Genomic DNA, 17843 nt, shown 5'->3' on the forward strand with positions numbered 1-17843 from the left:
TAAGGGGGGAATTATGACCACTCCAACCATTATAAAACTACAGGATGGCAACGTCATGCCACAACTGGGCCTGGGGGTCTGGAAGGCAAGCAACGAAGAAGTCATCACCGCCATTCATAAAGCGCTGGAAGTGGGGTATCGCTCAATCGATACCGCGGCAGCGTACAAAAATGAAGAAGGTGTCGGCAAAGCAATACGCGATGCAGGCGTGCCGCGGGAAGCGTTATTCATTACCACTAAGCTGTGGAATGATGACCAGAAACGCCCCCGGGAAGCCTTACTCGAAAGCATGGAGAAACTCCAGCTTGATTACCTCGATCTGTATCTGATGCATTGGCCCGTTCCGGCGATCGACCACTACGTTGAAGCGTGGGAAAGCATGATAGACCTGCAAAAAGAAGGGCTGATTAAGAGCATCGGCGTGTGCAACTTTCAGATAAACCATCTCCAGCGGCTAATGGATGAAACCGGCGTACCTCCGGTGATTAATCAGATAGAACTTCACCCGCTCATGCAACAACGCCAACTGCACGCCTGGAACGCCACACATAAAATCCAGACCGAATCCTGGAGTCCACTGGCGCAGGGCGGCAAAGATGTCTTCGATCAAAAGATAATCCGTGACCTCGCAGAGAAATATGGCAAATCACCCGCGCAGATTGTCATCCGCTGGCATCTGGATAGCGGCCTGGTGGTGATTCCGAAATCGGTCACCCCTGCGCGTATCGTAGAAAACTTTAACGTCTGGGACTTCCGCCTGGATAAAGATGAATTAGGCGAAATCGCGAAACTCGATCAGGGTAAACGTCTGGGACCCGATCCAGACCAGTTCGGCGGTTAACCCCTTCCTTCCAGCCCGACACTCTCGTCGGGCCTTTTCTGATTTGAAATATCAGGAAACAATTCACACACATATATTGATGTATTTCTTGCAATCCCTGGAGCAGCATTACGCAACATAACCTGTTAATTATTCAGTAAATATATTCATGATATGAATATATTTATAACACCTATAGGTGCGTAACCGTGACTGAGAAAAAAAGCAATAGTGTCAAATGGCTCCCATTGATTCTTATAACACTCATTTCCGCTGGACTGTGGCAGCTTACCCCGCCGACAGGGCTAAGTACGCCAGCCTGGCATTCAGCAATTATCTTCGTCGCCACCATCGCCTCTATCGTGGCGAAAGTGTTACCCATCGGCGCAGTCGGCATTATTGGAATTACGGTTTTTGCACTCGCCTATGCTGCCGGAGATAAAACCGCCAGCGGCGCTATCACCACAGCGCTAAGCGAACTGAACAGTTCGCTTATCTGGCTTATCGTCGTCGCTTTTATGATTGCCCGCGGGTTTATCAAAACAGGCCTCGGACGACGTATTGCGCTGCAGATGATCCGTTTGCTTGGCAAACGCACTCTCGGACTCGCCTACGGTCTGGCCTTTGCCGATCTGATCCTATCCCCCGCAATGCCGAGCAATACGGCACGCTGCGGCGGCGTCATCTACCCCATTGCCGACTCCCTGGCGCGCAGTTTTCATTCGAATCCGGAAGATGAGTCCCGCAGTAAAATCGGTACCTTTCTTATCACCTGTATTGGCAACGTCAACGACGTCACTGCCGCACTATTTATGACCGGCTACACTGGCAATCTGTTAGCGGTGAAGCTGGCGGCCAATGCGGGCGTCACGCTGACCTGGGGCGGCTGGTTCATGGCGGCGCTGCTGCCTTGCCTGGTCTCCTTACTGCTGGTTCCATTGCTGGTCTACTGGATTGTACGCCCGGAAATTAAACACACACCAGATGCCCCGAATCTGGCGCGTAAAGAGCTGGTGGAAATGGGTCGGATGTCTCGTGGGGAATGGCTGATGCTGGCTACCGTCGGCGTGCTGCTGGTGCTGTGGATTTTTGGCGATACGTTAGGCGTCGACGCCACCACTGCCTCGTTCGTGGGACTGTCTATTTTATTACTAAGCGGTGTTCTGAGCTGGGAAGACGTCAAAAGTGAAAAAGGCGCTTGGGACACACTGATTTGGTTTGCCGCGCTGCTGATGATGGCAAACCAGCTGAAAAAACTGGGTTTTACCACCTGGTTTGGCAATCTGATCGGTGACAGCCTGAGCAGCACCATGCACGGTACCAGTTGGGTAATCGTCCTGCTGCTGCTGAACGCCGCCTATTTCTATACTCACTACTTTTTTGCCAGCGGCAATGCACAGATTGCCGCGCTGTACGCCGTTTTCCTCGGCGTAGGTCTGCATTTGAACATCCCCGCTGCCCCCACGGCGCTAATGCTGGCCTTCACCAGCAGTTTGTACTGCTCGCTCACCCAGTACACCCACGCTCGCGGTCCAATCCTGTTTGGCGCCGGGTACGTTCCAACGGGCGTCTGGTGGCGCACAGGCTTTATCATCAGCCTGTTTAACCAGGCGGTGTTTATCACCGTGGGGTTGATGTGGTGGAAGGTATTGGGTCTGTACTAAACTGACTGCGTCCTGACGACATACCTTACTGCGGAGAAAAGGAATGACCTGTATTTTCTGTCAAATAGTTGAAGGCAAAGCCCCCTGCCATAAGGTCTGGGAAGACGAGCACCATCTGGCTTTTCTGTCTATTTTCCCGAACACTGACGGTTTTACCGTGGTGATCCCGAAAAAGCATTACCCCAGCTATGCCTTCGATATGCCGCCGCAGGCGTTGGCTGACCTGATGATGGCAACCCAAAAAGTGGCTAAGAAACTGGATAAGGCTTTCCCGGATGTCAGTCGTACGGGGATGTTCTTCGAAGGTTTCGGCGTAGACCATGTGCACAGCAAATTAAGCCCTATGCACGGTACTGGCGACCTCCCCCACTGGAAACCGATTGAGTCGCGGCAGACCAAATTTTTCGAGCAGTATGAAGGCTATCTGTCATCACACGACCACGAACGAGCGGATGATGCAAAACTGGCCGCATTAGCGGCCAGAATTCGTGAGGCATAACGTTGGATGTGATTGCCGGGTAAAGCATTTGTACCTTATCCGGCATTCAATCTGGCATTAACGCCCCGCAACTTTGCCGCGTTTTTTGTTCGCGGCAGGCGTCTGGCGCTGATGAGCCACTGGCGTATGCTTGGTCAACGCAGGACGGGTATGACGGTTCTGGCGACGTGCTTCACGCATCTCTTCCAGCGTAGGCGCCGGAACCAGACATTCACGACGACCGCCGATCAGATGCTTTTTACCCATGTCTTCCAGCGCCTGGCGGATTAACGGCCAGTTAGCTGGATCGTGGTAACGCAGCAGGGCTTTATGCAAACGGCGCTGCTTATCGCCTTTCGGCACCACCACGTCTTCACTCTTATAACCAATTTTACCCAGCGGGTTTTTCCCGGTGTAATACATGGTTGTGGAGTTCGCCAGCGGCGATGGATAGAAGTTCTGCACCTGATCCAGACGGAAACGACGTTGTTTCAGCCACAGCGCCAGATTCACCATATCCTCGTCACGCGTACCCGGGTGCGCGGAGATGAAGTATGGGATCAGGTATTGCTCTTTACCCGCCTGTTTAGAGTAGGTATCGAACAGCTCCTTAAAGCGATCGTAGCTGCCCATCCCCGGCTTCATCATCTTCGACAGCGGGCCTTCTTCAGTATGCTCTGGCGCAATCTTCAGATAGCCGCCAACGTGGTGGGTCGCCAGCTCTTTGATATAGCGCGGATCTTCAACCGCGATGTCATAGCGCACACCGGAAGCAATGAGGATCTTTTTAATGCCTTTCAAATCACGCGCCCGGCGATAAAGGTTAATCGTCGGTTCGTGGTTGGTATCCATATGCGGACAGATATCCGGGTAAACGCAGGACAGACGACGGCAGGTCTGCTCAGCACGCGGTGACTTACAGCGCAACATATACATGTTCGCCGTTGGACCACCGAGATCGGAAATCACGCCGGTAAAGCCCGGAACGGTGTCGCGAATGGCTTCGATCTCATTGATTATCGAATCTTCAGAGCGGCTCTGGATGATGCGGCCTTCGTGCTCAGTGATCGAACAGAACGAACAGCCGCCAAAGCAGCCACGCATAATGTTGATCGAGAAACGGATCATCTCGTAGGCCGGAATGCGGCTATCGCCATACGCCGGGTGCGGCACGCGCTTGTACGGCAGCGCAAAGACGCTGTCCATCTCTTCGGTAGAAAGCGGAATAGCTGGCGGGTTAATCCAGATGTAGCGATCGCCATGCTTTTGCATCAGCGCACGCGCGCAGCCTGGGTTGGTTTCGTGGTGCAGGATACGCGACGCATGCGCATACAGCACTTTGTCACCCTTCACTTTTTCGAAAGAGGGCAGCAGCACGTAGGTTTTTTCCCACGGTTTCGGGCGCGGCGGCTGTACCGTTACCGCTTTCGCTTCCTGCTTTTTCGGGGCGACCGGTTTGTTGTCGGCACACGGCAGATCTTCGCCGTACGGATGCGGGATCGGGTCAATTTTGCCCGGCGTGTCGAGGCGCGTGGAATCCACCCCACTCCAGCCCGGTAGTGCTTCTTTAACCATAATCGCAGTGTTACGCACGTCGCGGATCTGATCGATGGTTTCCCCCATCGCCAGACGATGCGCCACTTCCACCAGCGGGCGCTCACCGTTACCAAACATCAGCATGTCGGCTTTTGAATCCACCAGCACGGAGCGACGAACGGTATCAGACCAGTAGTCGTAGTGCGCGGTACGGCGCAGACTGGCCTCAATACCACCGAGAATAACCGGCACATCTTTCCATGCTTCTTTACAGCGCTGGGTATAGACCAGCGTGGCACGGTCCGGGCGTTTGCCCGCCACGTTGTCTGGCGTATAGGCATCGTCATGGCGCAGTCGGCGATCGGCCGTATAACGGTTGATCATCGAGTCCATATTGCCTGCGGTTACACCAAAGAACAGGTTCGGTTTACCCAAACGCATAAAATCGTCTTTGTTGTTCCACTCCGGCTGGGCGATAATCCCAACACGAAAGCCCTGAGCTTCCAGCATACGGCCGCAAATTGCCATGCCAAAGCTGGGGTGATCGACGTAGGCATCGCCGGTAACCAGAATGATGTCGCAGCTATCCCAGCCAAGTTGGTCCATTTCGTCGCGTGACATCGGCAAAAACGGTGCCGGGCCAAAACAGGCAGCCCAGTACTGCGGCCAGGAGAAAAGGTCTCTGTCCGGCTGGATCAGGGATATTGCGCTCATAGTGCTTCCAAAAATGGTAAAAAAATAATCAAAGGCCGGGGATTATACGCTGTATGTCGGCAAGAAATGAAGTGGAGTCTGAACCAGACGAGTAGAAAGATTTATAAATTGTTAAATTTTACGCAGCCCATTTTGATCCATCATTATTAACGCCATGCCGACCAGCTGAGGTCACTCTTTTTTGGCGGGGGATTTTTCATTGCGACTCAACGATTCACTGCATATTTCCCAGTTACGGGTGGTTGTTCACCTGTGCGGATTTCTGGTTCTTCTCTACAGCTTCTCCATGCTGCCACCGATGACCATTGCTTTGTTAAACAAAGAGCGGAGCTTTTTCGCTTTTTTCAGCACGTTTATGACCTTCTTTACCCTCGGCGGCGGCGCATGGCTGGCAACCAAGCATGCGGGTATTCAACTACGAACCCGGGATGGCTTCGTCATTATCGTTCTGTTCTGGCTGCTGTTTTCGTTTATCAGCGCGATGCCGATGTGGATGGACGACGGCTTAAATCTCTCTTTTGCCGATGCCCTGTTTGAAGGGGTTTCCGGTATAACCACCACGGGTGCAACGGTGATTCACGACGTCAGCGCGTTGCCGAAATCGTATCTCTACTATCGGGCCCAGCTCAATTTTATTGGCGGGCTGGGGGTTATTGTCCTCGCCGTGGCGGTATTACCGCTTTTGGGTATCGGCGGCATGAAGCTGTATCAGTCTGAAATGCCGGGGCCCTTTAAAGAAGAACGCCTCACGCCAAGACTTGCCGATACTGCACGTACGCTGTGGCTGACCTATGTCATTTTGGGTCTAATCTGTACTCTGGCCTACTGGGCAGCCGGGATGTCGTTTTTCGACGCCTTGTGCCATGGGCTGTCGACGGTCTCCCTCGGCGGTTTTTCCACGCGCAGTGAGAGTATCGGCTTCTATGACAGCCATGCGATTGAGCTGGTCGCTGGGGTGTTTTCCCTGTTGTCTGCTTTTAACTTCACCCTCTGGTACGTGGCTATTGCGAAACGTACCTTCAAACCCTTTCGTCGCAATGCCGAACTGCGTTTCTTTCTGCTTATTGCGCTGGTTGTCACCGTGATCGCCACCTGGCAGGTCTGGCGGGCGGGCATGTATGGGATAACGGACAGTCTGGTGCATGCCTTTTTTCTCGCCAGCTCCATGCTGACGGATAATGGCCTGTCCACGGCGGATTACGCGCAGTGGCCCTCGCATACCATCTTTATGCTGCTCAGCGCCAGTTTCTTCGGCGGTTGCGTGGGCTCGACCTGCGGTGGGATTAAGGTGCTGCGCTTTTTAATTATGTTCAAGCAGTGCCGTCAGGAGCTACACCAACTCGCACATCCTCGCGCTTTACTGAATATCAAAGTGGGTAATAGCGTGGTAAGCGACCGCGTGGTGCGTTCGGTATGGAGCTTCTTCTTTCTTTACGTTTTGTTCACCAGCTTTTTTATCTGGGCGCTCAATCTGATGGGCTACGATCTTTTCTCCTCTTTTGCCACCGTCGCCGCCTGCATCAACAACATGGGTCTGGGATTTGGCGTCACCGCAACGACATTTGGTACTTTGAACGATGAAGCAAAACTGCTGATGTGCGCGGCCATGATCCTGGGGCGTCTGGAGATTTACCCCATTCTAATCCTGTTCTCGCGCATGTTCTGGCGGGCGTAACGGAAACCCCGGCGCATTACGGCGCCGGGTTCACCAACATCTGTCCGATCGAACCACGGTCCGCCATTTCCAGCGTCTGACTGTTAAAGTAAAACGGGAAATGGGCCCAGGAAGGTTGTCCGTAGTAGACCAGTAATTCAACCTGGCCGTCGACCCAAACGGTATCTTTCCAGCCTCTGTCTTCCGGGAACGGCATCGCGCCATTCACATTACGGATCAGGAACGAGACGCCTTCAATATGGAAAGACTGGGGCATATCCGCCCGCACAGTCCAACGCTCCCAGGAGCCTTGCTGAGCGGTAATATCCATGCGATTGACGTCCCACAGCTGACCATTGATACCAGGATCATCATCCAGGCTGATGTCACGACTGCGAATCGGCGAACCGCTGAGGATTTCCGTTGGCAACAGGCGCATTGGCAGGCTGTCGGTCACCAGCGGCAGGAGGCCAGTCGGACGCAGCGTCAATACCAGCGTGGAGATAAGAATACTGGAAGGCTCAAAGAATCCGCGGATCCTGTCGACAATGCTGGCCGCCTCACCGCAGGTGATAGAGACCTCATTACCGTTAGTCATATCCACCAGAATTTCACGGCGCTCGCCAGGCCCCAGCGAGAGCTGCTTCACCGAAACGGGCGCAGGTAAAAAGCCCTGATCGCTGGAAATCACATGCAGCGCACGGCCATCGCTCATTTGCAACTGGTAACGGCGCGAGTTTGAGGCGTTGAGCAAGCGCAAGCGCACCCAGCCGCGAGAAACCTCGACATACGGACTTTGCACCCCGTTGACCAACAGCGTATCCCCAACAAAACCACCGCTGCCGGGTTCGCTGTATTCCGGCGCACCAAAGTTGTCCAGACGCTTGTCCTGGATAATGATCGGAAAATCATCCACCCCGTAGTGATTGGGGATAGACAGCGATTTACTCACTTCATCCTCAACCAGCCACATCCCGGCAAGGCCATTATAGACCTGCTGGGCTGTACGATTTGGTGTATTAGCGTGATACCACAACGTGGCGGCATTCTGCCGAATCGGCAGCACTGGCGCCCAATCCGCATTAGGAGACATCATGCGTGCCGGGCCGCCCATTAGCGGGCCAGGTACCTGTAAACCGGCGACAGTCATCGAGACATTTTCAGTCAAACGGTTGCTGTAGATAAGCTTGACGTCATCCCCTTTCCAGACGCGGATTGTCGGTCCCAGGTAGCGACCGTTAATTCCCCAGACAGGTGCGCGCGTGCCTTGCGTGAAGGACCAGTGCGCGCGCTGCAGCGTCATAAATAGCGGCTGCCCCCGACGGGACTCCAGCAGCGGAGGTACGGGTAACGGTTGTTGCTGACCGGCAGCATTAGCCTTCAGCGGAACAGCACCTGCACACAGTGCGATCCCCGATGCCTGAATGAACTGACGCCGACTGAATGACATATAAACTCCATGAAAAACTGGCGATTAACACACAGGAAATCTTTTCCTGTAAAAAACCCGAATAGCACGGATTAAACCTTACCGGCGGCTTCCCGTTCAGCAACTTCTTTATCGAGTTCTGCGATTTTTTGTTCCATCAGCGTACGGCAATGCGCTGCCAGTTCACGAACCTGATCTTTCCCAAAGTGGCTAATATCCACCGGCGGCAACATCTCGACAATCGCCAGACCATTATTGAGGCGATTTAAATTTATCTTGTTCGAGGTTGTTGAAACGCACACCGGAATAACCGGGACACCTGCCGCAATCGCCGCGTGAAACGCACCGGTTTTAAACGGCAACAAACCGCGACCGCGGCTGCGTGTTCCTTCCGGGAACATCCAGATAGAAATGCGACGTTTTTTGAAATGGTTAACCACGGCTGCAATGGTGCTGTGCGCTTTTGCGCGGTTGTTTCTGTCAATCAGCAGGTTACCGGTTAGCCAGTAAAGTTGGCCAAAGAACGGGATCCACAGCAGGCTTTTTTTACCTACCGTTACCGTCGGCGGCTGAACGATATTCGCAGCGGTAACCATGTCGTAGTTGTTCTGATGGTTACAAATATAGATAGCATTACCATAGTTCTGCGCGTCTGCCGGCATGCGGCATTCGACCTTCAGACCATAAAGGGGAGCCAGGCGGCCAAACATGTGGCCAAACGTGGCGACGTGTTTAGGATTTCGCGGGCTGAACAGACAGTATATGCACCCGAAGATACAGACCAGAACGCAGTAAATAACAGTAATGATGACACGAAAAATATATAGCATAACAACCTCTAAAGGCCTAAGAACCTGGCGTTTTACGTCACCGGATGCACAACTCGGCATCAGGTTAGGGCTTTGTTAAGAACGGCTCTTAAGGAAAAGCGTATTGTTAATCGCAACGCTCGAATAAACAACGGTTTCACGGGAATTTTTAACGTTGGCTCTCCCTGCGCGAAAACAGGGAGAGCTGGACGGTAGCGTTATTCTTCGCTGTCGCCGTGACTGGCGCGTCGAGGCGAATCAATGTCAATGCGATCGATACGCTGCAGGCCGCGCATTAGCGTACCGCGACGACCACGCTCGCCGGTAACTTTTTGCAACTCTTCAGGACGCAGTTTAATTTTGCGCTTGCCGACGTGGATAGTCAGCGTGCTTTGCGGCGGTAACACATAGAGCAGCGCCAGACCATCTTCGCCTTTTGCCGCTTCCGCTGCGGGGATATTAATGATCTTGTTCCCTTTGCCCTTCGACAACTGCGGTAAATCGCTTACCGGGAACATCAACATGCGACCGGCCTGAGTAATCGCCAGCAGCATATCGGTTTCATCTTCAATCACTACCGGCTGCATAACGCGCGCATTTTCTGGCAGCGTAATCAATGCTTTACCCGCACGGTTACGTGCTACCAGGTCATTGAAGGTGCAGACAAAACCATAGCCCGCGTCGGATGCCATCAGCAGTTTCTGGTCGTCGCCTTCCATCAGCATGTGCTCAACCGTCGCGCCTGGCGGCAGCGTGAGCTTCCCGGTCAACGGCTCACCCTGACCACGCGCCGACGGCAGCGTAATCGGGTCGATGGCGTAGCTGCGTCCGGTCGAGTCAACGAACACTACCGGTTGGTTGCTCTTACCCTTCACCGCCGACTTAAAGCTGTCGCCCGCTTTATAGCTTAATCCTGGCGCATCGATGTCGTGGCCTTTCGCGCTACGCACCCAGCCACTCTGGGACAGCACAATAGTCACCGGCTCAGACGGCAGCATGTCATGCTCGCTCATCGCCTTCGCTTCTTCACGCTCCTGCAGCGGAGAACGACGATCGTCACCATAGGCCTCGGCGTCAGCCTGCAGCTCTTTCTTCAGCAGGTTACTCATTTTACGCTCGGAGGCCAGAATGCCCTGCAACTGATCGCGCTCTTTCGCCAGCTCATCCTGCTCACCGCGGATTTTCATCTCTTCGAGTTTGGCAAGATGGCGTAATTTCAGCTCGAGGATGGCTTCAGCCTGGGTTTCAGAAATGCCAAACCGCGACATCAGCTCTGGCTTTGGTTCATCCTCATGACGAATAATTTCGATCACTTCATCAATGTTGAGGAACGCCACCAGCAAACCTTCGAGGATGTGCAGGCGTTTAAGCACTTTTTCCAGACGATAGTTGAGGCGACGACGCACGGTATCGCGGCGGAACGCCAGCCATTCAGTGAGGATCTCCAACAGGTTTTTCACCGCCGGACGCCCATCAAGCCCGATCATGTTCAGGTTGATGCGGTAACTTTTTTCCAGATCGGTGGTCGCAAACAGGTGGTTCATCACCTGTTCCATATCCACGCGATTGGAGCGTGGGACAATCACCAGACGGGTCGGGTTTTCGTGATCCGATTCGTCGCGCAAGTCGTCGACCATCGGCAGCTTTTTATTGCGCATTTGAGCGGCGATCTGCTCCAGCACTTTAGCCCCGGAAACCTGATGCGGCAGCGCGGAAATCACCACCGCGCCGTCTTCTTTCGACCATACCGCACGCATACGTACGGAGCCGCGTCCGTTTTCGTAAATCTTACGAATCTCCGCACGCGACGTAATGATCTCTGCTTCGGTCGGATAATCCGGCCCCTGCACGATATCCAACAATTGATCCAGCGTCGTTTTCGGCTGCTCAATCAGGGTGATCGCTGCTTTAGCCACTTCACGCAGGTTGTGCGGCGGAATGTCCGTCGCCATACCAACGGCGATACCGGTAGTGCCGTTTAACAGAATATTCGGCAGACGCGCAGGCAACATCTTCGGCTCCTGCATGGTGCCATCGAAGTTAGGCACCCAATCCGACGTGCCCTGGCCGAGTTCACCCAGCAGGACTTCCGCATATTTAGACAGGCGGGATTCGGTATAACGCATTGCCGCGAAGGATTTCGGATCGTCCGGTGCCCCCCAGTTCCCCTGCCCGTCAACCAGCGGATAACGGTAAGAAAACGGCTGCGCCATCAGCACCATCGCTTCATAGCAAGCACTGTCGCCGTGGGGGTGGTATTTACCCAGTACGTCACCGACGGTACGGGCGGACTTTTTAAATTTGGCGCTGGCATTCAGCCCCAGCTCGGACATCGCGTACACGATGCGACGCTGAACGGGTTTCAAACCATCGCCGATAAACGGCAACGCCCTGTCCATGATGACGTACATGGAGTAGTTCAGATAGGCGTTTTCCGTGAATTCATGCAGCGCCAGGCGCTCTGCCATATCGCTCATTAATCGTGGTTCCTCAACTTTGTACCCCTTTATTGAAGGGCAATATTGCCGCAGATACTACCCTATCTGGCGTGTTGAGTCACAAAGAAAAGGGCCACGAATGCGGCCCTGATGAGGATTATTTGGCAACTTTGGTAATCTGTTTCACGTCTATTTCAACGGAGTTCCAGTCTTTATCCACTTCACCCTGGATTTCAACCACATCCTGCGGCGTGACGGTTACGCCGTTCCAACGCTTGTGGTCGATATCGACATTCACTGTGCCAGTCGCATCTTTAAACACATACAGGTCGTCGGAAATGCGCTCTACAATGTTCCCGCGCAGGGTAACCCAGGTGTCATCACGCAGCGATTTGGCGCTTTCTACCGTCGTGCTGCTGCCGTTAGGGCCAACAAAGCCGCCGTTTTGGCTTTGTGTAGTCGTTGTCGGTCCAGAGAAGCCGCCCTGCTGCGCGGCCAGAACAGGTGCGGAACACAGTGCCATTACGGCAACCATTGCAGCTAATTTTTTCATCGTCATGTCTCCCTTTCATGTTGGTTTACGACTATTAAATAAGTTAATCCTTAACAAGTTCTTAAGGCAAAAAAAGATACTTTTTTGCTGTACAGAGGCTGTAGCCACAGGTTTACTTGACGGTAATGAGAGTGACCGCAGGGAAGAGCATATGCGTATTTTACTGGTAGAAGATGACACGTTGATTGGCGACGGCCTGAAAACAGGTCTGAGTAAAATGGGTTTCAGCATCGACTGGTTTACTGAGGGTCGTCAGGGAAAAGAAGCGCTCTACAGCGCCCCTTATGATGCGGTGATCCTCGACCTGACGCTGCCAGGCATAGATGGGCGGGACATCTTGCGCGAATGGCGAGCCAACGGGAAGCAAGAGCCGGTGCTGATTCTGACCGCCCGTGACGCGCTGGCGGAACGCGTGGAAGGTCTGCGCCTCGGCGCGGATGACTATCTGTGTAAACCCTTTGCGCTGATCGAAGTTGCCGCAAGGCTGGAGGCGTTGGTGCGCCGTGCCAGCGGCCAGGCCACCAGCGAACTGCGCCACGGTCAGGTGACGCTTAACCCCGGCGCGCTGGTCGCCACGTTCGCAGATGAGCCATTATCACTCAAGCCAAAAGAGTTCGCACTGCTGGAACTACTGATGCGCAACAAAGGGCGCGTACTCCCCCGCAAACATATTGAAGAAAAACTGTATAACTGGGATGAAAACGTCTCCAGTAATGCGGTTGAGGTACACGTCCATCACCTACGCCGTAAGCTCGGCAGCGACTTTATCCGTACCGTGCATGGCATTGGTTATACCCTGGGTGACGCATGAAACTCACACAACGCCTCAGCCTGCGCATCAGGCTAACACTGATTTTTCTGATTCTTGCATCTGCGACCTGGGCCGTTTCCAGCTTTGTGGCCTGGAAGCAGACCACCGATAATGTCGATGAGCTGTTTGATACGCAGTTGATGCTGTTCGCCAAGCGTCTCAGCACGCTGGATATCAGCGACGTTACTACGTCTCATAATATGGCCCGCACGCCGAAGAAGCTGAAGCACGGCCATATTGATGATGACGCGCTGGCGTTTGCCATCTATTCCACCGACGGCAAAATGGTCTTGCACGATGGCGATAAAGGCCAGGATATTCCCTACAGCTACAGCCGGGAAGGCTTTAGTGATGGCCAACTCAATGGCGACAACGATCCGTGGCGCTTTCTGTGGCTAAATTCCGCAGACGGTAAATACCGCATCGTGGTGGGTCAGGAATGGGAGTATCGGGAGGATATGGCGCTGTCGATCGTCACCGCTCAGCTAACGCCCTGGCTGATTGCGCTGCCGCTCATGTTGCTGATCCTGGTGGTCATGCTGAGCCGCGAACTCAGGCCGTTAAAAAAACTGGCGCAGGCTCTGCGCTGGCGTTCACCGGAATCGGAAGAGCCGCTCGACCCGAAAGGTGTGCCAAGCGAAGTACGCCCACTGGTTGAATCGCTCAATCAACTTTTTACACGTATTCATACCACCATGGTACGCGAGCGGCGCTTTACCTCAGATGCCGCCCACGAACTGCGCAGCCCGTTGACCGCGCTGAAAGTACAGACCGAAGTGGTGCAGCTGTCCGACGATGATCCGCAGGCACGACAAAAAGCGTTAATGCAGATGCAAACGGGAATTGACCGCGCCACGCGTCTGGTCGATCAGCTACTGACGCTTTCGCGCCTCGACTCCCTCGATAATCTTCAGGATGTGGCGGAAATCTCGCTGGAGCAGCTCCTGCAATCTGCAGTGATGGACATCTACCATCCGGCGCAGCAGGCCCACATTGATGTGCGTTTGCAGATTAACGCGCACGACATTACACGCACCGGGCAACCACTGTTGCTCAGCCTGATGGTCCGCAATCTCCTGGATAATGCGGTTCGCTACAGCCCGCGGGGAAGCATTGTGGAAGTGACGCTCAACGCCCGAAATTTCAGCATTAAAGATAACGGGCCAGGCGTTGCGCCGGAAGTCCTGACGCACATCGGTGAACGCTTTTATCGTCCCCCGGGACAAAGCGTGACCGGCAGCGGCCTCGGCCTGTCAATCGTCCGTCGTATTGCGACGCTGCATGGAATGTCAGCCTCGTTTAGCAATGCGCCGGAAGGTGGGTTTGAAGCGAAAGTCAGTTGGTAATTGCATTATTGTTGCTCACGTAGCAAAAGACTTTGCACATTTTGCTAATTTCACCGCAGTGCTGGTAGGGGTAAAATCGCCCTCAAACGTTATTCTTTGAGGACACAACATGAGCAACATTCTGATTATCAATGGTGCGAAAAAATTCGGCCATTCCAATGGCCAACTAAATGACACCCTGACCGAGGTCGCGGACGGCTTCCTGCGCGACCTCGGGCATGATGTTAAAGTCGTACGCGCAGACAGCGACTATGACGCACAAACAGAAGTGCAGAATTTTGTTTGGGCAGATACGGTTATCTGGCAAATGCCTGGCTGGTGGATGGGCGCGCCGTGGACGGTGAAAAAATACATTGATGATGTATTCACCGCAGGGCACGGCACGCTGTACGCCAGCGATGGCCGCACACGTTCAGATGCGTCTAAAAAATACGGATCCGGCGGGCTGATTCAGGGCAAAACCTACATGCTGTCTCTGACCTGGAACGCACCGATGGAAGCCTTCACTGAAAAAGACCAGTTCTTCCATGGCGTTGGCGTTGATGGCGTTTATCTCCCGTTCCATAAAGCAAACCAGTTCCTGGGAATGGAAGCGCTGCCGACCTTTATCACCAATGACGTGATTAAAATGCCAGACGTCCCGCGTTATATCGCAGAATATCGCAAGCATCTGAACGAAATTTTTGGTTAACTGGTAACCTGGAATTAGAAGGAGTTAACCATGCTTACCGTTATTGCAGAAATCCGTACACGTCCAGGTCAACATCACCGCCAGGCGGTACTTGACCAGTTCGCTAAAATCGTTCCGACCGTACTGAAAGAAGAAGGTTGTCACGGCTACGCGCCGATGGTCGATCATGCTGCTGGCGTCAGTTTTCAGACCACGGCACCGGACTCAATCGTGATGGTTGAACAGTGGGAAAGCATTGCGCACCTTGAAGCGCATTTGCAAACACCGCATATGAAAGCCTATAGCGAAGCAGTGAAAGGCGATGTGCTGGACATGAATATCCGTATTCTGGAGTCAGGCATTTAAGATTGCCGAGTTGCCGGATGAGGCGTTTTAGGCCACCATCCGGCATTCAACCGCAGCGCCACCGGGCACTCCTTACCAGTAGAGCTTCCAGCTCTGAGTGAAGCGCATTAACGCTTCAACGTAGAAATAATCCCCCCAACTTGCACACTCATCGACCCCTTTGTTGCTCGACAGGTGATACACCGAGTGTTTCAGTAGCCCGTTCCCCTGTTCATCTTTACCCATCAGATAATGCCTGGTCAGCGAAGACATGATCCCCATCGCCCACTGTTGATAGCGCTCGCGATCCGGATCGGTCACCGGCAGATGTTTAATCAGCTCCAGCAGACCACAGACGGTAATCGCCGCCGAAGATGAATCGCGCAGCGCATCGGTTCCGACTAATGCCAGATCCCAGTGGCAAACGGCATCTTCCGGCAGGCGATTAAGAAAGTAGTTGGCCAGCTTTTTCGACAACTGCACCATTTGTTTATCGCCAGTGTAAATATAGCTCAGCAGAAAACCATAAATCCCCCATGCCTGCCCACGCGACCAGCAAGAATCATCAGCATAGCCCTGCTGGGTATTACCGTAACGCGGCGCGCCGGTTTGCACGTCCATATAGTAGGTGTGGAAGGTCGACGCATCCTGGCGGATCAGATGTTTGGCTGCCTGCGCAACGTGGGCCTTCGCCGCATTCGCAAAACGCGGATCGCCCGTTTGCTCACTCGCCCAGTACAGCAGCGGCAGATTCATATTGCAGTCAATGATCATCCGTCCGGCCTGATCGGGATCGCGAAGATCGCCCCACGCCTGGATGATCTGCGCCTTTTCATGAAAACGCTCCAACAGCGCTTCAGCCGCCATCAGGGAAAAACCTCGAGCATCGCGATTGCCCGTCAACCGCCAGGCCGCCACACAGGAAAGCGTGTAGAGGAATCCCAGGTCGTGGGTGTTGGTATCGTGGCGTCCGGCAATACGCAGGCCAAACGAACGCACATGGTTCTCCGCCATCTCACGAAATTTGCTCTCACCACTCATTTCCCACGCCAGCCATAACTGCCCGGTCCAGAAGCTGGTCGTCCATTCCACATTCTCTGTCAGTGGGTAATAACCTTGCACACAGGTTTCGGCAGGGAATTGTTCACCGAATTCCGTTAAATGACGGCTAATCAATTCGAGGACATGTTCTCGGGCGCAACTTATTTGATCCTGAAAACTGCCGGGATTAACCGGACTGCCAGGAAATGTGCGCAACGATTCCTCAACAATATGATTTAACATATTTCGGTTCCTTATGACGTAAATTATTTTGCAGGGTTATTTTCAGCAATATCGAGAGCGATATTTTTGCCTCGTTTACTCTGACAGGTAGATAAAGTAAATGCCGATATCAATGTAAAAGTCAGCGCCACAATGCCCATAATGATATATGTCTTCTCAAAGCCTATCCGGTCGTACATTAATCCGGCGGGAGAGGAAACCACCACGTTACCGACATACAGCATGGCCTGATAACCCAGTAAATACATGGTCGCATTGACACGTTTATCAAAATGCTCGGCAATATATTTAAAGACAGAAACCAGTAATAAACAGATCTCCAGACCGTATAGTGGCTTCAGCACAGAAATGAGCAGGTGGGAGTCGCACAGGCCTGAGATAACCAGTCGTGCGCCCACCAGCGTCCCAACAATCAGCAGGCCACGCTTCGCACCAACATAATTGACGAATAGCGGAATGACCATGTACATGAAAAATTCCATTCCCGATTGTACGGTGCCCAGATAACCAAAGACGGCGTTCCCTTCATGTACATCGGCAAAGAAAGTAACGAAGTACCGGGAGAACTGCTGCTCCGCGATAAACATCATCCACGCCACGCCCGCAACGTACAGGCAGAATGCCCAAAATTTGCGATTACGCAGCAGGGCGTAAACATCCGCGGGTGCGATCTTCTCTTTGGTTAGCACCTCCGAGGCATTGGCCGCATTGACATTGACTTTCAGACTCACCAGAACAACCAGCATCACCACTGACGCCAGGCTGCCGAGCATAAAGTTATAGGCCGGTGAGAGGTTAAACAGCAGGCCAGAGAACGATGACGCCACCGCCCAGCCAAGCGACCCCCACATACGGATCTGCCCAAACTCCATGCCGTTCAGACGGCTGTAGCGGTCAGAATAAGATTCACAGGCAGCCACCCCGGCATACCATGCAAAGCTCAAGTAAATCGCGCCAACAATAATACCCAGCATGGTATTGGAGAGTAATAATGGCTGATAGACATAAATAAAAAACGGTGCCATTAACGCTGACATCACCACGACGAAATAGAGCAGATATTTACTCATACCTATTTTATCGAGGATATAGCCATAAATAGGTTTCAGAATAACCGAGAATATACCATTCACAGCAAATACGGTGCCGATCACCGTACCGCTCAACTGCGCCTTTTGCCCCAACCAGATAGCCAACAAGCCAATACTTGCGGACCAGGTAAAGAAATAGAGGAATATAAAACTGCTTATTTTATAATATTCAGTCCGATTTCCCGTTGAATTATTTTTCAT

General features: G+C 53.1%; 15 protein-coding genes. 8 read left to right on the plus strand and 7 right to left on the minus strand.

Annotated features, from left to right (window positions below):
• The first annotated feature begins 13 nt into the window (after positions 1 to 13).
• The 3 genes from dkgA (at position 14) to ACU8YC_RS15965 (ending at position 2983) form a co-directional block, all read left to right on the plus strand.
• Positions 14 to 841: a 2,5-didehydrogluconate reductase DkgA gene (gene dkgA, locus ACU8YC_RS15955; protein ID WP_151217720.1), complete on the plus strand. Its 828-nt coding sequence runs from the start codon at positions 14 to 16 to the stop codon at positions 839 to 841.
• A gap of 188 nt (positions 842 to 1029) precedes the next feature.
• Positions 1030 to 2484 carry a DASS family sodium-coupled anion symporter gene (locus ACU8YC_RS15960; protein ID WP_187253256.1) on the plus strand — a complete coding sequence of 485 codons (1455 nt, stop codon included), beginning with the start codon at positions 1030 to 1032 and terminating at the stop codon, positions 2482 to 2484.
• A 43-nt stretch (positions 2485 to 2527) separates the two neighbouring features.
• The gene (locus ACU8YC_RS15965; RefSeq protein WP_151217721.1) at positions 2528 to 2983 is read left to right on the plus strand and encodes an HIT family protein; all 456 of its coding nucleotides are present in this window, start codon (positions 2528 to 2530) and stop codon (positions 2981 to 2983) included.
• A 57-nt stretch (positions 2984 to 3040) separates the two neighbouring features.
• Here ACU8YC_RS15965 and ACU8YC_RS15970 read toward each other — a convergent pair whose 3' ends face one another.
• The gene (locus ACU8YC_RS15970; RefSeq protein ID WP_003024532.1) at positions 3041 to 5212 is read right to left on the minus strand and encodes a YgiQ family radical SAM protein; all 2172 of its coding nucleotides are present in this window, start codon (positions 5210 to 5212) and stop codon (positions 3041 to 3043) included.
• A gap of 199 nt (positions 5213 to 5411) precedes the next feature.
• Here ACU8YC_RS15970 and ACU8YC_RS15975 point away from each other — a divergent pair, with 199 nt between their 5' ends.
• Complete coding sequence (locus ACU8YC_RS15975) at positions 5412 to 6887, plus strand: TrkH family potassium uptake protein (RefSeq protein ID WP_151224351.1); 1476 nt, start codon at positions 5412 to 5414, stop codon at positions 6885 to 6887.
• A gap of 16 nt (positions 6888 to 6903) precedes the next feature.
• On the opposite strand, the gene ftsP is transcribed toward ACU8YC_RS15975, so the two are convergent.
• The 4 genes from ftsP to ACU8YC_RS15995 form a co-directional block, all read right to left on the minus strand.
• Entirely contained in the window at positions 6904 to 8316 is a 1413-nt protein-coding gene (ftsP, locus tag ACU8YC_RS15980; RefSeq protein ID WP_446895537.1) for a cell division protein FtsP, read from the minus strand.
• Between the two features lie 71 nt (positions 8317 to 8387).
• On the minus strand, positions 8388 to 9125 hold the full coding sequence (gene plsC, locus ACU8YC_RS15985; RefSeq protein WP_060854968.1) for a 1-acylglycerol-3-phosphate O-acyltransferase: 738 nt from the start codon (positions 9123 to 9125) through the stop codon (positions 8388 to 8390).
• A 197-nt stretch (positions 9126 to 9322) separates the two neighbouring features.
• Positions 9323 to 11581: a DNA topoisomerase IV subunit A gene (gene parC / locus ACU8YC_RS15990; protein ID WP_151217724.1), complete on the minus strand. Its 2259-nt coding sequence runs from the start codon at positions 11579 to 11581 to the stop codon at positions 9323 to 9325.
• A 118-nt stretch (positions 11582 to 11699) separates the two neighbouring features.
• A complete protein-coding gene (locus ACU8YC_RS15995) occupies positions 11700 to 12095 on the minus strand; it encodes a YgiW/YdeI family stress tolerance OB fold protein (RefSeq protein WP_005123105.1) in 396 nt (131 codons plus the stop codon).
• Between the two features lie 151 nt (positions 12096 to 12246).
• Here ACU8YC_RS15995 and qseB point away from each other — a divergent pair, with 151 nt between their 5' ends.
• From qseB to ACU8YC_RS16015, 4 genes are all read left to right on the plus strand, one after another.
• Positions 12247 to 12906, plus strand: a complete 660-nt coding sequence (qseB, locus tag ACU8YC_RS16000; RefSeq protein WP_151217725.1) for a quorum sensing response regulator transcription factor QseB — start codon at positions 12247 to 12249, stop codon at positions 12904 to 12906.
• Entirely contained in the window at positions 12903 to 14252 is a 1350-nt protein-coding gene (qseC, locus tag ACU8YC_RS16005; protein WP_187259012.1) for a quorum sensing histidine kinase QseC, read from the plus strand. Before qseB ends, qseC begins: the two co-directional genes overlap by 4 nt.
• 109 nt (positions 14253 to 14361) lie before the next feature.
• Positions 14362 to 14943, plus strand: a complete 582-nt coding sequence (locus ACU8YC_RS16010) for an NAD(P)H-dependent oxidoreductase (protein WP_151217727.1) — start codon at positions 14362 to 14364, stop codon at positions 14941 to 14943.
• A 30-nt stretch (positions 14944 to 14973) separates the two neighbouring features.
• On the plus strand, positions 14974 to 15288 hold the full coding sequence (locus ACU8YC_RS16015) for a putative quinol monooxygenase (protein ID WP_003024557.1): 315 nt from the start codon (positions 14974 to 14976) through the stop codon (positions 15286 to 15288).
• A 72-nt stretch (positions 15289 to 15360) separates the two neighbouring features.
• On the opposite strand, the gene ACU8YC_RS16020 is transcribed toward ACU8YC_RS16015, so the two are convergent.
• Both ACU8YC_RS16020 and ACU8YC_RS16025 read right to left on the minus strand, forming a co-directional pair.
• The gene (locus tag ACU8YC_RS16020) at positions 15361 to 16551 is read right to left on the minus strand and encodes a glycoside hydrolase family 88 protein (protein ID WP_446895538.1); all 1191 of its coding nucleotides are present in this window, start codon (positions 16549 to 16551) and stop codon (positions 15361 to 15363) included.
• A gap of 23 nt (positions 16552 to 16574) precedes the next feature.
• Entirely contained in the window at positions 16575 to 17843 is a 1269-nt protein-coding gene (locus tag ACU8YC_RS16025; RefSeq protein ID WP_151224354.1) for an oligosaccharide MFS transporter, read from the minus strand.

Source organism: Citrobacter sp. VF227, assembly GCF_052950715.1.

Coding starts and splice junctions, on each gene's coding strand:
- dkgA (WP_151217720.1), top strand. CDS start 14: ATGACCACTCCAACCATTATAAAACTACAGGATGGCAACGTCATGCCA.
- ACU8YC_RS15965 (WP_151217721.1), top strand. CDS start 2,528: ATGACCTGTATTTTCTGTCAAATAGTTGAAGGCAAAGCCCCCTGCCAT.
- ACU8YC_RS15970 (WP_003024532.1), bottom strand. CDS start 5,212: ATGAGCGCAATATCCCTGATCCAGCCGGACAGAGACCTTTTCTCCTGG.
- ftsP (WP_446895537.1), bottom strand. CDS start 8,316: ATGTCATTCAGTCGGCGTCAGTTCATTCAGGCATCGGGGATCGCACTG.
- plsC (WP_060854968.1), bottom strand. CDS start 9,125: ATGCTATATATTTTTCGTGTCATCATTACTGTTATTTACTGCGTTCTG.
- parC (WP_151217724.1), bottom strand. CDS start 11,581: ATGAGCGATATGGCAGAGCGCCTGGCGCTGCATGAATTCACGGAAAAC.
- ACU8YC_RS15995 (WP_005123105.1), bottom strand. CDS start 12,095: ATGAAAAAATTAGCTGCAATGGTTGCCGTAATGGCACTGTGTTCCGCA.
- qseB (WP_151217725.1), top strand. CDS start 12,247: ATGCGTATTTTACTGGTAGAAGATGACACGTTGATTGGCGACGGCCTG.
- qseC (WP_187259012.1), top strand. CDS start 12,903: ATGAAACTCACACAACGCCTCAGCCTGCGCATCAGGCTAACACTGATT.
- ACU8YC_RS16010 (WP_151217727.1), top strand. CDS start 14,362: ATGAGCAACATTCTGATTATCAATGGTGCGAAAAAATTCGGCCATTCC.
- ACU8YC_RS16015 (WP_003024557.1), top strand. CDS start 14,974: ATGCTTACCGTTATTGCAGAAATCCGTACACGTCCAGGTCAACATCAC.
- ACU8YC_RS16020 (WP_446895538.1), bottom strand. CDS start 16,551: ATGTTAAATCATATTGTTGAGGAATCGTTGCGCACATTTCCTGGCAGT.
- ACU8YC_RS16025 (WP_151224354.1), bottom strand. CDS start 17,843: ATGAAAAATAATTCAACGGGAAATCGGACTGAATATTATAAAATAAGC.